This is a genomic window from Candidatus Poribacteria bacterium (genome assembly GCA_021295715.1).
Lineage (GTDB): Bacteria > Poribacteria > WGA-4E > WGA-4E > WGA-3G > WGA-3G.
In genome coordinates this window covers 364-15,638 of record JAGWBV010000016.1, presented here as the reverse complement: position 1 = coordinate 15,638, position 15,275 = coordinate 364, and the positions used below count along the sequence as shown (strand labels likewise).

General features: G+C 46.9%; 8 protein-coding genes and 1 pseudogene. 7 read left to right on the top strand and 2 right to left on the bottom strand.

What is annotated here, in order from left to right; genetic code table 11:
• The first annotated feature begins 13 nt into the window (after window positions 1-13).
• A complete protein-coding gene (locus J4G07_06580) occupies window positions 14-1,402 on the top strand; it encodes a sigma-54-dependent Fis family transcriptional regulator (protein ID MCE2413652.1) in 1,389 nt (462 codons plus the stop codon).
• Here J4G07_06580 and J4G07_06575 read toward each other — a convergent pair.
• Complete coding sequence (locus tag J4G07_06575) at window positions 1,399-1,785, bottom strand: hypothetical protein (protein MCE2413651.1); 387 nt, start codon at window positions 1,783-1,785, stop codon at window positions 1,399-1,401. The two genes, J4G07_06580 and J4G07_06575, sit on opposite strands and share 4 nt — an antisense overlap.
• Window positions 1,786-1,912: 127 nt before the next feature.
• A complete protein-coding gene (locus J4G07_06570; protein MCE2413650.1) occupies window positions 1,913-3,943 on the bottom strand; it encodes a TonB-dependent receptor in 2,031 nt (676 codons plus the stop codon).
• A 183-nt stretch (window positions 3,944-4,126) separates the two neighbouring features.
• Here J4G07_06570 and J4G07_06565 point away from each other — a divergent pair, with 183 nt between their 5' ends.
• The 6 genes and pseudogenes from J4G07_06565 to J4G07_06540 all read left to right on the top strand — a co-directional run bounded on the left by J4G07_06565 (window position 4,127) and on the right by J4G07_06540 (window position 15,274).
• Window positions 4,127-7,846 carry an Eco57I restriction-modification methylase domain-containing protein gene (locus tag J4G07_06565; protein MCE2413649.1) on the top strand — a complete coding sequence of 1,240 codons (3,720 nt, stop codon included), beginning with the start codon at window positions 4,127-4,129 and terminating at the stop codon, window positions 7,844-7,846.
• Window positions 7,847-8,051: 205 nt separating this feature from the next.
• Window positions 8,052-10,493: a tetratricopeptide repeat protein gene (locus tag J4G07_06560; protein ID MCE2413648.1), complete on the top strand. Its 2,442-nt coding sequence runs from the start codon at window positions 8,052-8,054 to the stop codon at window positions 10,491-10,493.
• Complete coding sequence (locus tag J4G07_06555; GenBank protein MCE2413647.1) at window positions 10,490-11,875, top strand: AAA family ATPase; 1,386 nt, start codon at window positions 10,490-10,492, stop codon at window positions 11,873-11,875. Before J4G07_06560 ends, J4G07_06555 begins: the two co-directional genes overlap by 4 nt.
• Before the next feature lie 23 nt (window positions 11,876-11,898).
• Complete coding sequence (locus tag J4G07_06550; protein MCE2413646.1) at window positions 11,899-12,888, top strand: RRXRR domain-containing protein; 990 nt, start codon at window positions 11,899-11,901, stop codon at window positions 12,886-12,888.
• A gap of 27 nt (window positions 12,889-12,915) precedes the next feature.
• The gene (locus J4G07_06545) at window positions 12,916-14,676 is read left to right on the top strand and encodes a hypothetical protein (GenBank protein MCE2413645.1); all 1,761 of its coding nucleotides are present in this window, start codon (window positions 12,916-12,918) and stop codon (window positions 14,674-14,676) included.
• A gap of 139 nt (window positions 14,677-14,815) precedes the next feature.
• Window positions 14,816-15,274, top strand: a pseudogene (locus J4G07_06540) (glycosyltransferase).
• Window position 15,275: the final 1 nt, after the last annotated feature.

Genomic DNA, 15,275 nt, shown 5'->3' with positions numbered 1-15,275 from the left:
GGAGAACTAAACGATGGCATCAATACTGATTGTAGACGACGACCAAGCACAACTGACAATTTTACAGCGTATTTTAAAACGTGAAGGGTACACAGTTGAAACCGTTGGAGATAGCAAAACCGCACTTGATAGTTTGGAAAAACAGATGTTCGACCTCGTCATCAGTGATATGTGGATGTCCTCCCGATTTGAGGGGAGAGATCTGCTTCGGGAAATAAAGCGGACCGATCCGGACCTGCCAGTGCTTATCATGACAGCCTTTGCAGAACTCAACGACGCGGTGAATCTTGTTGCGCACGAAGGCGCATTCTATTATCTTGAAAAACCGATTCAAATTGAAGTCCTGAAACGGGAAGTGAAACACGCGTTACAGACTCGCGGGGCGCTCCGAAGCATTGAAGAAGAAAGCGATGACGCAACACCAGAAATTCAGATTGATGAGATCGTGGGTGATAGTGAGAAGATGCAGGATCTTTTCAGAAACATGACTCGGATTTTGCGCCGTGGTGTTACGCAAGTTCTCATTACAGGCGAAACGGGTTCTGGAAAAAGCCTCATCGCGCGTGCCCTTCATAAACACGGTCCCCGAAAAAATAAGCCGTTCGTCCCAATTAATTGTGGGGCGATTCCTGAGACCCTCATTGAGAGTGAATTGTTCGGACATGAAAAGGGGGCGTTTACAGATGCATCACACCAAAAGAAAGGCCTTTTTGAAGTCGCAAACGAGGGAGTCCTTTTTCTCGATGAAATCGGAGATCTGCCGATCCAAACGCAGAGTAAACTATTGCACATCTTAGAGGAGCGCGAGATACGACGAATCGGTGGGACTCAGAACATTAAAGTAGATGTCTGTGTGATTGCTGCAACGAACAAAAATCTCATCCAAGCGGTTCGAAACAGCGCGTTTCGCGAAGATCTCTATTTTCGCCTGAACGTTATCCCGCTCCATATTCCACCGCTGCGAGAGCATCCAGAGGACATTCCATTGCTTGTGAATTTCCTCATCCAGAAGTTCAGCAGCGAATACGCAGAGGCACTCCCTAAACAGGTTACACCACAGGCGATATCTGTGCTCAGACGGTATCACTGGCCCGGTAACATCCGGCAATTAGAAAATTATCTCCGTCGTATTTTTGTGCTCTCAGAAAATGAGGTGATTGATAAAGATGAATTGCCACCGGAGATTTTAGACACATCGCTGCCAACCACCGACGTTGAATTTGATATTCCGGAGGAGGGAGTTTCCCTTGACGAAATTATCAAGGAATACGTGTGTAGTGCGCTAACAAAAAGCAATGGGACACAGATTCAAGCCGCAAAACTGTTGGGGATTTCGCGACGTAAGCTTCAGCATCGGATGCAGAAATACGGTCTGCAAAGCCAAGACTTTAAAGCCGACTAATACCGCGGCATTTGTGTATCTACTTCGCGTGCCCACCGATCGATACCACCAATCAAACTCTTCACCGATTTGAAACCGAGTTGTTGCAAAATAAAAGCTGCATCAAGGCTTCGCATGCCCCAGTGGCAATAAACGACTACCTCTACCCCTGGGGTAATTTCGTTGCAGCGCCTTGGCAACTCGCCGAAGGGAATCCATACAGCCCCTTCAAGGTGAACCATTTGATACTCCCATTCTTCCCGAACATCCAACAAAACGAAGGGGGCACCTCTGCTCATCATGTCCTTAAGCTGATTCGGAGCAATAGCATACGCGTCCGTCTCTAAGGGGAGAATCGCCTCTGCTACGCTTGGCGCAACCTTCGGCAATTTCCGATCTCGCATATTCCTGATATACCGTCGCCAGATCCTTTTTACTGCTTTTTGGATATGATGAAACATTTCTCAGTTCTCTTCAAAGGTTAGAAGATTTCTTATTCAAAAATAGCTTAGCCACCCAAATCGTTCGTGGTCAGAAGGTTACCGTAACCCCTAATGTAGGGACAATCGGGAAGAGAGGTTCCTCTTCAATCGCACACCCGATAACTGCATCTGTATTTTCATCGCGTAGTTGACTAAACGCATACTGGTCCAGGTTGGGTTGGTTATATAAGTTCAATATTTGAAAATACCAAGACAACTCCCACCGTCGATAAGGACTCTGCTTTGTAATGCGAAAATCGAGACTGTGGTAAGCAGGCATCCGTGCCGAGTGTATATCACCAAACTGCCGATCACAGACAATACTGCCGTCAGGTAACCTAATTTCCCTGTGAATAAGAGGGGTTCTCGGTTCACCTGTATGGAAACGCCAACTCAGATAGAGATACCACGTCGGTGCGAACTGATAATTACTGCTAACAGCGAAAGAATGTCGCCGATCATGTTGACGGAAGCGTTTTGTTCCATTTGCGATCTCTTCTGCGATCCCAAACGCGTAGCCGAGTGTCCACGTCAAACGATTTGATACGACATGGGTCATGAACACATCAACGCCTTTGGCATCTCCGGACTCAGGTGAATTAAAAATCTGATTCTGCCTTCCAAACTCACGAATTCGCCCAACAAGATTATCGAAGGTATTGTAATAGCCTTCAACACGCACCAAGAAGCTATCAACGGGGGTATACTCAACCCCGAGGATGTAATGCACGGCTTGCTCAGCGCGTCCGACCGTTTCAATGCCATCTTCCACAGGAATACCCATCAGGTGAACGGGTTGGTGATAAATACCCCATGCCCCCCGCAAAACGAGACTTTTCGTTGGTTTTACAGCAAGTGCGACTCGTGGACCAACTTCATACCGCTGAATACCTTCCTCTCGATAATGTTGGTAGAGGTAATGTCCCCCGACATTGAGCGCAAGTTTGGAATGGAGCTGCCACTCATCTTGGAGAAATAGATTGAATTCATTCCCCTTATCGTCAATATCCGCGAGAATTGGCGTGTAGACGTTTATACCCGCCTGCCGTTCCTGAACATTATATTGATACTGCGCAGTCAACCAACGCCATGTGGCACCACTGCGGAGGGTGTGTTTGTCAAAAAGATTTGCTGTAAGTTCTGCTTTCGTCCCAAAGAATCCAAAATTGCGATTATCAATATCTGCTTTCCCTGTCGTTCTATCCTGACTGGATGTGCCAGCGAAAACAAAAAGGTCCGTCCAATATGAATCCCCAAAAATATGCCGCCACTTCGCCCATGTTGTCGAATTGTCGTATCGGGAATCTAAGTTATTGTCTACATCGTCCACGCGAATCCGATTCGTATCCCAACCGTATAAACCATTTAAGGTGATTGTATCTGTGGGTGTAACTTGATAGGTTAATTTGCTATAGAGGTCAGCGTATTGCGGTTTATAGTTCTCGTCAATATCCATGAGCGTGAGAATGAGATCAATATACCCACGGCGGGCTGACAAAAGCCAACTCCCTTTTTGGGATAGAGGTCCTTCGAGTGTGGCGGTTGCGTTAATTAAGTCTACACCAAAATTAGCGGAAAATTTCTCAGCGTTTGGGGTCCTCGTCGTGATGTCAAAGACACCGGACATCTTTTCTCCATATTCCGCAGGAAATCCACCTATCAGCAAATTGGTGTTCTGAATGAGACCTAAACCTATCAGTGAGACTGCACCACCGAAGTCTTGGAGATGATACGGATTATAGAGTTCCATACCATCTAATCTAACTGAGATATCGTCCTTCTCTCCACCTCGCACACTGAAGCGTGTGCTATAATCGCTCGAAGCCACGCCCGGGAAAATATGACCCGCCCGCATGACATCGTTATCAATGAGCGGAAAACGTTCAATTTCCTGCTTAGATAGGGAGATTTTCGCCGACGCGCCATCGTAAATCGTAAAACGACCCGGCGTTACAACAATCTTCTCCAATTGGACAGGCGCAGCATCATCTTCCGCGAGAGCAGTAAACCGACCCACTACCCCAAAAAACAGAATATAAAAAGCCAAATACACGGGTCTCAGAAAATTGGCACTGCACATTTAGGCACACCTCAAGGGTTTAAATCTATCTGCTCCTAACATAGAATTATAGCATATCCTGACCGTTGCAGTCAATTGAGAATCCCAGACAATAAGGACTCGTAGATTCAAACAATTATCGCTTGCATCTCTGTGAGAATTCGTATAGACTAAACAGATATAAACCTGAAGGGAAAACGAACGATGCACGAAACACCTCTTAAAATGGAAATTCAGCGAGGACTCAGCAACTTCACGGACGGAAACCTCGCCGAAAACGCAACCCACCTCCTCAAACTGTTAGGATACGAAAGTCAGCGCACCCTCAACCGCTCGTCCAATACCGTCAAGGCATTCCTCGAAGACTTTGACACTCACAGACGGATGAACCGAGAGAACACACTGCTCCATGAATGGCAGACCGTAGACTTCCTCTTCCAACTCACGGCTGATGAAATCAGACAGCATACACAAGAAACCATAATCTTCCATGAAAACCGAGGCGTTGATGAGACCATCTATTATTCCTATCTCTTTCTCGCCATTAAACTCAAGGCGGATACCTATTCCCGCACGGCACTCGCCACTATCACGCGAGAGATTAACAAACTCTATACAATGCCCGCACTGCTGATTTTCCAGCATGGACGCACGCTCACCTTCGCGATTATCAACCGTAGACCGAGTCAGCGTGATAGCGATCGTGATGTCTTGGAGAAAGTAACGCTCATCAAGGATATTGATGTTGTGAATCCGCATCGCGCACACCTTGACATCTTGGCGGAGTTGTCGCTGGATGGACTCTATCAGCAGCACGGGTTTACGAATTTCCTTGAGCTGCATCAGGCGTGGCAGAAAACGCTGGATACCTCCGAACTCAACAGACGCTTCTTCAAAGAGATTGCCGATTGGTATTTCTGGGCAGTTGGAAAAGTGGCGTTTCCACCCGATGCCGGTGAATCGGTGGGAGCGGTTTCTAACCGCGATGTCCACAACGCCACCTGCATCATCCGCCTGATAACACGGCTCATCTTCGTCTGGTTTCTCAAGGAGCAAAACCTCGTGCCGAACGTTCTGTTTGACGAAACCGACATTGCAGAGCTACTCACGAGTGTTGAAACCCAGGAAAGCACCTATTACAAGGCGATCCTCCAGAACCTGTTCTTCGCAACATTGAATCAAGAGATGAACACGCCTGAAAAACCGAATACCCGCAAGTTCCGCGGCGAGGGGCGACAACACTATAATATCACATCGCTCTATCGCTACAAACGTTATTTCACTGATCCAGATGTAGCACTTCGCTTGTTTGAGACGATTCCGTTCCTCAACGGAGGCTTGTTTGAATGTCTCGACAAACCTGCACCAGACGATGCTAAAATGATCTTGCGTGTAGATGGTTTCTCTGACAGGGAGGATAACCCGCTCCATGTCCCAAACGAGCTCTTCTTCTCCGAACCGCAAGCCGTAAATCTCAACGCCGTCTACGACACAAAAAACAGCCGGTATACCGTTCGGGGTTTAATCCACATCCTCAATCGCTACAAGTTCACGATTGCTGAGAACACACCGATAGAAGAAGAGGTCGCCCTGGATCCAGAGCTACTCGGTCAGGTATTTGAGAATCTACTCGCCGCGTATAACCCCGAAACCGGCACGACTGCGCGTAAACAGACCGGGTCGTTCTACACACCCCGTGAGATCGTCAACTACATGGTAGACGAATCCCTCATCGCCTATCTCAAAAACGCGGTTTGTAGTAGGGAAACCATTCATTGCCCGTCAGAGACCAAACTCCGTCACCTCCTGTCCTACAACGATGAACCCCATCAATTCACCGATACCGAAGTGGAACATCTCATTAACGCCATAGACACGCTCAAGATCCTCGATCCCGCGTGCGGCTCTGGTGCCTTCCCGATGGGGATCCTCCACAAACTCGTCTTTTTGCTCGGTAAACTCGATCCCCGCAACGCCCAATGGCGGCAACGCCAGATTGACAGAGTCGAAAAGACCATCGCGACAGCAGAAAAGATTGACGACAGCGTTATCCGTGAAAGCACGATTGACGAATTAGAGGGCGAAATTGAGAGCATCAACGAGGCATTTGAACGCAACGCACTCGACTACGGCAGAAAACTTTACCTGATAGAGAACTGCATCTACGGGGTAGACATCCAACCGATTGCGACCCAGATCGCTAAACTCCGATTCTTCATTTCCCTGATTGTAGAGCAGGAGGTTGATAACACACGCGAAAACCGAGGCGTGCGTCCGTTGCCGAATCTGGAGACGAAGTTCGTCGCGGCGAATTCACTCCTCGATGTGGAGAAACCCACCCAACTTCTCCTCCGCAATCCAGAGATAGACACCAAAGAGAAGGCATTGGAGGAGGTGCGCCGTAGACACTTCACCGCACGAACACCCCGTACCAAAGACCGGTATCGCAACCGCGACACGGAACTCCGCGCCGAGATTAGCGCGTTGTTGCAGTCGGACGGGTTTCCGAGTGAGACGACGGAAAAAATTGCCAACTGGGATCCTTACGACCAGAACGCCACCGCAGACTTCTTTGACCCCGAGTGGATGTTCGGCATCACAGACGGATTTGATGTCGTAATTGGCAATCCGCCTTATGTCCGTCAAGAGAAAATCAAGGCACTCAAACCCATATTGAAAAAACGATACACCTGTTACACGGGAGCTGCAGACCTCTACGTCTACTTTTATGAACGCGGGCTTCAACTGCTCAACGCAAACGGCACACATACCTTTATCTGTTCCAACAGTTGGCTGGATGTGAACTACGGTGCGCCATTACAGAAGTATCTATTGGACAACACCGCGGGTGCCGTTATCTGCTACAGCGAGGCGGAACGAGAGTTTGAGAGTGCGGACATCAACACCATTGTCAGTATTCTCTACAACGGGACTCCCGATGCGGATTCCCACATCCGTTTTCTTACCTTCAAGACATTCATAGGCGATCCAAACGTGGAAAACCGTCGCGAGCGAATGCCTACCTATCCTGAGTTGGCACAAGCGGGCATGCGCGATAACAGATACACCGGGGACAAGTGGGGTGGGAAATATCTACGCGCCCCTGGCATTTATTGGACAATTCTGGAGAAAGGGAAAGATAAACTGGTCCGTCTCAGTGACGTTGCGGAGGTACGGCGTGGTTTCACAACAGGTGCCAATGAGTTCTTCTATCTTGATGCGGAACGGGTTCAGGCATGGGGCATTGAGGATGAATTTCTGAAGCCTATCATCAAGAGTCCACGGGAATGCAAAAGCATCCGTGTGGATCCGAGTCAGTTACAGTTCAAGTTGTTTATGTGCCATGCAGATAAAGCCGCGTTATCCGGCACTGCGGTGTTGGCGTATATTGAATGGGGCGAGTCACAGGGATATCATCGGAGACCGAGTTGCCGAGTCCGCACACGCTGGTGGGATTTGGGAGAACGTCAAATTCCATTGCTTTCTTTTAACTATCTGATTTCCTCAACTGCAAGAACTCTGTACGCCCAAGACGGTTGTTATACAAGCGACAATTTTCAGGAAATCCACACGGATTCGGATTTAATATTACCTTTATGTGCCTCCTTGAATTCGTCATTGTTTCAACTGATGGTAAATATAGCGGGACGTTCTAATTTCGGTGGTGGTTTATTGAAGATTCAGACCTATGAAGTTTCGGAGTTGCTTTGTTTAGACCCAAAAACCTTTGCATTTGAGAATAAAGAAATATTCACATCAGTTGCTTGGGAAATGCTTGATCCCTCAGATCACCGTCGCGCGCTTGATGCGATTATTTTCGACACCCTCAATCTCACGCAAGGCGAACGGGATGGAGTGTATGAAGCGGTTGTGAATCTTGTGGAATCACGGTTGCGGAAGGCGAGAAGTTTGAAGGGAAAATAGGGATAATAGGTAAATGCGTCACATCCTCGTTCCAGCGGAGCGATATGTCTATAGCCCGCGTGGCGTTTCCAATCTTCCGCTCCAGCGGAGCGGTATGTGACACTTGAAATTAAGTGGGTATCATATCCCCAAATTCGGTTGACATCCATTCGTCTGGCATGTTATTATTACCTCAAGAAATTCGTATTGTGGAGGGGAGGAAACTGTGAGCCAACAGTTAAAAGTTTTTATTACCTACTCACATAAAAATACGGCAGAAAAGGACAAATTGATAACAGGTCTTGCCTTGCTGAAACGTGAAGGCATAATAAGCATCTGGCATGACAATGAAATTCTGCCAGGGGACAAATGGCGTGACGCTATTTTCAATAACCTTGCTGACTCTGACCTTCTCCTCTATCTCACTTCCACTTATAGTCTTGAATCTGAAAACTGTAATAAGGAATTAGCAGCGGCACTGAATGCAGAGATAAGGGTGATTCCAATTATCCTTGAGAACTGCGATTGGCTAAATCATCAACTGAGTGATTTCCAAGCTCTTCCTGATAAAGGAAATCCGATTAACAAATGGCAACCTGAAAGTGATGGTTGGCAAAATGTAGTAGATGGTATTCGAAGAGTCCTTAAAAAGATTCAGATTCAAGCAGCTTCCTCATCCAAAATTTCTGAAAAGGAACTACATGCTGAAATGGATTTTCAACATGGGAATATTCTGTTTCTGCTTGGACAACTGGATATGGCAATTGGTGCGTACTCCAATGCTATCAACCTTAACCCGCTTAACGCGAGAGTCTATAACAATAGGGGCATTATTTATGGTCGCAAAGGTGATCTTGATAACGCCATTGCGGACTTTAGTAAGGCGGTACAACTCAAACCAGATTATGCCACCCCTTATTACGGCCGGGGCATTGTCTATACTAAAAAGGGTGATTTTGATAATGCTATCAGGGACTATACAGAAGCAATAGAACACAAAACAGATTTCGCCGAGGCATATAACAATCGGGGTAATGCTTACGTTGACAAGGGCGAGGTTGATAACGCTATCAGCGACTTTACCAAAGCGATAAAACTAAAACCCAATCTTGCTGAGGTATATCACAATCGAGGCCGTGCTTATACTGTCAAAAATGACTATGCCAACGCCATAAAAGATTTTACCAAAGCTATACAACTAAAACCCGGTTATGCCGAGGCATACAGTGTACGCGGGGTTAACTACGCTGAGAAAGGCGAGTTTGAAAAAGCTATAAAAGACTATAACAAAGCAATAGAGCTAAATCCGAAATTTGCTGGTGCCTATAACAATCGCGGTATAGTCTATTTCAACAAAGGTGATTTTGATAAGGCTATTGAGGACTATACCACAGCGATTCAACAGGACTCTCAGTTGGCTCGAGCGTACTACCTTCGTGGGGAAGCGTGGTTATGTCAAAAAGAATGGGACAAAGCCAAAACTGATTTCATAACCGCTAAACGGTTGGGCGTTGACATCATTGCAGTGTTCCACAATTCCTACAAAGATGTTGAGACGTATCAGAAGAATCGCCTCGTCAAATTGCCAGAGGACCTCGCGCTTCTGCTGACACAACGTCGGCGGACCCGTTACCCGAAGACACAAAAAGTGTTGGATGCCGATGGCAATCCTATTAAATCCTCGAATGTGGTGAATTTACGTGAGCAGCTTCGCAATGTTGGGCCACCATTAAGCGAGTACATCAAGGCAAAGCCTGCCTTCGGAATCAACACGGCACCCACTGAGGTATTTGTGGTAAACAAAACAACACGGAGTGAACTCATTGCGGCACATCCCTCATCCACTGATATTTTGAAGCCGTTTTTGCACGGGCGGGATTTAAGGCGTTGGCACGTTGATACACCGCAGCAATGGTTAATCTTCACCCATCGCGGCATCGCGATAGACGACTACCCAGCAATTCTGAAGTATTTGGAAAAGCATAACGAAAGCCTGGAAAAAAGAAAAGGCAAACAGAAGTGGTATGAACTTCAAGTATCTCTTAGGGATGTGGAGCGTTTTGCACAACCGAAACTGGTCTGTCCAAATACCTATAACCATCAGACTTTTGCTGTTGATACAGCCGGCTATTATTATGACAAAACCGCCTATCTTATCCCAACCGAGGAAAAGTGGCTCTGCGGGCTCCTCAATTCCCGCACAGTAGAGTGGTTTTATTCACAGGTATCGAAGCAATTAACAATCGATCCTCTTCGGGCGCGGAGCGGATATATCCAACAGATTCCGATTCCCGACCTTACGTCAATACAGAAAGCACTAATTGCTAAAATCGTTGATTACCTGATCTATCTCCAGCAGCAGCCAACAACAGATAGCAAGGATTTGGCACACGCTCGCGATGCCGTGATGCTCGGGTATTTTGAACGAATTATTGATGGTTTGGTCTATGAGTCTTACCTACCTGAGGATCTTCACAAAGGAGACAAGCACTTTTTCCAACCGTTGTTGGAGGAACAGTTGCCTTTGTGTGAAGAAATTCAAGGAGATAAGATGCCTGCGTTGCGAGACATCTTTGAGATGCTATATGAAAGAACGCATCCAATCCGGCGTAACCTTTTCTTTGTAGACAGTGTAAAACCTGTTCGCGTCATTCAGGGGAAATTGTGAGAATTACCGACATTGAGATTAAAAACTTCAGAGCCTTTCCTGCAACTTATCAAATTGATCTGGGCAAAACAGGCAAGAATCTACTGGTTTATGGTGAAAACGGGAGCGGCAAATCGTCGCTATATCTCGCGCTAAAGCACTTCCTTGAATCCGGTGTAGACGAGAACAACGAAGGCAACAAAAGTCCTGCCTTTGAAAACCATCAAAATATTTTTATTCAAGACCCAGGGCACATTAAGCTTTCTCTCCGCGCCGACCGGTGGTCAAAGAAGAATACCTATGAATGGTCACAGCGTGTTACAGGTGAGACAAATGACGAGTTGATTACCGAAGCTTCAAAAGTAAAGGGGTTCCTTGACTATAAGGCACTGTTAGAAACACACTATCTTCATCGTGAAAACGATACCGTGAATTTGTTCGATTTGTTGGTTGATGGGCTGCTGGCAAATACCATCAATCCGGTGACAGAGCGAAGCCTTGCCGAGGATTGGAGTGCCATTCAGCCGCCATTTCCCCGCAGAAACGCGAAAACCCAAATTACCGCTCTTGAAAGACAGATAGTTAATTTTAATAGAGAATTAGCCAATAGATTAGCGGACCTACGTCCGAAGGTGGACGAGATTCTCAACAAGTTCGGATATGATGTTGTGCTCGACTTAGATTTTCAGGGGATTGTATATAATCAAGATAAGAAAACGCTTGATAATCAAGAGATACTCTTAAAGGTTGAATTCTTTGATACAGAAATACCTGCACATCACATCTTTCTTAACGAGGCAAAGCTATCAGCGATGGCAATTGCAATCTATCTTTCATCAATTCTGATCCAACCTGATAGTACACTAAAAATTCTCGCCTTAGATGATGTCCTCATTGGCTTGGACATGTCAAATCGGCTCCCAGTCCTTGATATCCTTGACGAGTATTTCTCAGACTACCAAATCTTTTTGACGACTTACGATAAGGCGTGGTATGAAATTGTGAAACAACGCACATCCCGTAGCGGAAAGTGGAAAGCCGTTGAATTCTATTTCTCCCAAACCGATGAGTATGAAGTGCCGATATACGTGGAAAATAAGGCATATCTTGAAAAGGCAAGGGAATATCTTGATGCCAATGACTATAAAGCCTGCGCAATTTACGTTCGCACGGCTTTTGAAGCAGCAATCAAGCAATATTGTGGGAACAGGGATCTTACTATCAAGTACCGCGAAAATCCGAGGGATTTGAGAAGTGAGGACTTCTGGGTACCCATAAAAACGGAAAAGGACGAAACCGGGCACCTCCTTTTAGATTTAAGAATCGTTGACAAAATTGAACGGGCGCGAAAATTTATCCTGAACGAATTAAGTCACGCTACCTTTACGAACATCTACAGATAAAATCTAAAGAAGGTCAGCGACGGATGCCAACTTCCCCGCCGGTTGCCAGACACCTTATCAAAAGTGGGAAGGCAACGCCATATTGGGATAACGGACTCTTTTGTATTCGACTCAACTACGAGACTTCTCAATACACTCAAGAGATTGCTGTGGGTGTAGACCCGGGTAGCAAGAAAGAAGGGTTTACCGTCAAATCAGAATCTCATACCTATTTGAATGTTCAGGCAGACGCGCATAATAAAGTCGGTAAGAAAGTTAAAAAGCGTCGAGAGTTGCGTAGGAGTAGACGCTCTCGTAAGTGTCCGAATCGCAAGAATAGAACCAACCGCCTTACGAATAGAGAACGTATCCCGGCAGGCACGCGTGCGAGGTGGGAGTGGAAACTTCGTATCCTGGATTGGCTTTCAAAGTTGTATCCGGTCACACACGTCTGTGTAGAAGATATTAAGGCACGCACGATAGAACGTGCGAAGAAATGGAATACCTCCTTTAGTCCGCTTGAAGTAGGTAAGCAGTGGTTTTATACCGAAATCCGCAAGCAGTGGCAGTTGCGAACCCTTCACGGGTGGGAAACCCAAGAGATACGCGATAGGTTAGGACTCAAAAAGTCGTCAAAGAAACTATCAGAAACCTTTGATGCTCATTGCGTGGATAGCTGGTGTCTCGCTTATTATATCGTAGGCGGTTCGGATACACCCGATAACACGACTCTTATGTGTATCTCACCGATACCGATAAAGCGTCGAGAGTTGCATAGGCAACAGGAAGCGAAGGGTGGTAAACGCTCACGGGTGGGCGGCAGTGTATTCGGTCAAGGAACCCTCGTCAAAAATAAATTGATTAAGCATGTCAAATACGGTTTAACACGACTTGCTGGCGTTAACGCAAAGGGTTTGTTTTCAATATATAGTATGGGAAACAAACGATTAACTACAGGGGCGAAGCGGTCTGATTTTAAAGTACTAACACGCCTCAACTTCTATTACAGGAGCGGGCATTCCTCCCCAACCTAAAGGATGGGGTCTCCTGCCCGAAGATAGATGACAGAGGAAATTAAATCCGCGCTAACACGCGGCACTGCTTTTTTACTCACACAACAGTGTAAAGACGGTAACTTTGAGGGACAACTCTCCTCGAGTACGTTCCCTACCTGCGCGTACGCGTGGATTGAACTCGTCCGAGGTGAGACCCCAGATCAGGCTCTGATTGAATGGTTTATCGCGAATCAGAAGGAAGATGGCGGATGGGGATTAGATACCGCAAATATCTCAAATGCAGAAGCGACCCGATTTGCTCACTTAATACTGGAGCAAACGCATCAACGTTCACCCGATCCATCCCTCCAAAAACTGCTGGCATCCGTTCCGAAATTTCCCCCACACCTCGCCTTAGTCAAATTGGCGTATGCCGCTTTTGATCAGTTCGATTGGAAGGAACTGACGCTGTCAGAAAATGCTCTCCCTCTCATGAAACTCGCAAGACAACTGACGAAAATTCCGTTCCTTGGCAGTCGATTAAAGCCACCAAGACATCGCCTGCCACCTGTCGCGCTTTTCAACACGCCACTGTTCGATGCCCTCTTCATTGCTGAGCAACATACGCTCGTACCTGTCTTCATCATGATTGAACTGAACACGGCAAAACGTCCTGAAATGATAGCCTCTCTCGCGGCATGGTTGAAAACGCACGTTCTCAGCGACGGGAGTTGGTTTCGGGTTAACTACATTACTGCCCTTTCTGTTTTAGCACTTATTGAGCTTCAAGAAAAATGGGAAGCAGATGAAGATATCGCGGAACTTATCGAACGCGGTATCGGTTGGCTCCGAACGACGCGAAATCGTGATGGTGGGTGCCGAGAGGCATTAAACCTGAATGTGTGGGACACAGCGTTGAGCATCATTGCCCTGACAGAGGTATACGCGACACACAATGAACTGGGGAAACACCCAAGCAAAAATATCCCTCTTACAGATGAACTCATAGACAAAGTAAAGAGTGCCGCGCAGTGGCTCGTCAACCATCAAAATGAAGATGGCGGATGGGCGTTTTCGGGGTTAGGCGACAGCACACTTCCAAGTGACGCTGATGATACCGCACTCGGAACCCTCGCACTGATTCGCTCACGCCTTGTAGGTTCACCTATTGATCGTGAGGCATTAGATAACGCAGTTCACCGCGGCATCACATGGTTAAAGACACAGCAAGGACGCGATGGCAGTTGGAGCACATATCAACCCGGGCAAGGAGATGTTGGTTGCGTGAGCATCGCAGCACATGCGATTGAAGCACTGCTTGCTTTTGATCAGAGCGATATCCCTGATATACCGCATGTTCGCGAGGCGATGGTTGCTGGCGTCTACTGGCTCCGCAAACAAATGAATCGCGATGGGTATTGGCGAGACCTCTGGTTAGCAAAGGATACGTATGGCACTGCCTGTGCTATAGCAGCATTTGTCAAGGTCGGACTCAAAAATGCTCCTGAAGTCCAGCAGGGTGTCGCATGGCTCGAACGCACGCAAAATGCCGACGGTGGATGGGGAGAAGATATGTTTGGGGATCCCACCGAAAGCACAGCTGAACAGACAGCATGGAGCACCTACGCACTCCTGCTTGCGAACCCCGAAAACACTGCCGCTGAACGAGGGATAGCGTTTCTACTTAAACACCAGCGAGAAGACGGTTCATGGCTTGAACAGTGTGTCGGTATCTATTGGGAAATTATCGGTGGTTATGCCGATCCGATTTATGCATCTGTTTTTCCGATACTTGCGCTCAACAGAATGGCAATCAGCAATCAGTAGTCAGTGATCAGTATTTGGATAGCAGATGGAAAGTGTTGGGATAGAAGATTGGAAGACTGGAAGGGTCGGGGGCCGTATCCTTCCAGTCTTTTCTTCCAGCCTTCTCTTCTTCCATTCCAGCAATCCCTTAGGTTTGTGCATGGAAACGTCACGAAAAATATCAGTCATTATTCCGATTCTGAACGAAGCAAAAATTGAATTGGAACGCCATGAACTTATCATCGTAGACGGTGGAAGCAATGATAACTCTGTCTGTATTGCGGAGAAATACGGAGTGGTGCTCACGTCAGCACGCGGAAGAGCAAAGCAGTTAAACGCAGGGGCAGCGGCAGCAACAGGCGATATCCTGATTTTCCTACATGCAGATATTTGGCTTGAACCCGGGGCATTGAAGGCAGTAGAATCAGCACTGTCGTCAGGTTACATCGGTGGTGGATTCCGGCAGAAAATCGATGGCAAAAATATTCTCTATCGTGTGATTGAAATAGCAGGAAACGCCCGAGGTAAATACCTAAAAGTATTTTATGGGGATAGCGGTATTTTTGTAGCACGCCCCGACTTCGAGAAGATCGGTGGTTTTCCGGATATTCCGATTCTGG

What these genes read in the sequence shown, in the direction of transcription:
- J4G07_06580 (MCE2413652.1), top strand. Translation starts at nt 14, where the DNA reads ATGGCATCAATACTGATTGTAGACGACGACCAAGCACAACTGACAATT.
- J4G07_06550 (MCE2413646.1), top strand. Translation starts at nt 11,899, where the DNA reads ATGCCAACTTCCCCGCCGGTTGCCAGACACCTTATCAAAAGTGGGAAG.
- J4G07_06570 (MCE2413650.1), bottom strand. Translation starts at nt 3,943, where the DNA reads ATGTGCAGTGCCAATTTTCTGAGACCCGTGTATTTGGCTTTTTATATT.
- J4G07_06545 (MCE2413645.1), top strand. Translation starts at nt 12,916, where the DNA reads ATGACAGAGGAAATTAAATCCGCGCTAACACGCGGCACTGCTTTTTTA.
- J4G07_06565 (MCE2413649.1), top strand. Translation starts at nt 4,127, where the DNA reads ATGCACGAAACACCTCTTAAAATGGAAATTCAGCGAGGACTCAGCAAC.
- J4G07_06575 (MCE2413651.1), bottom strand. Translation starts at nt 1,785, where the DNA reads ATGCGAGATCGGAAATTGCCGAAGGTTGCGCCAAGCGTAGCAGAGGCG.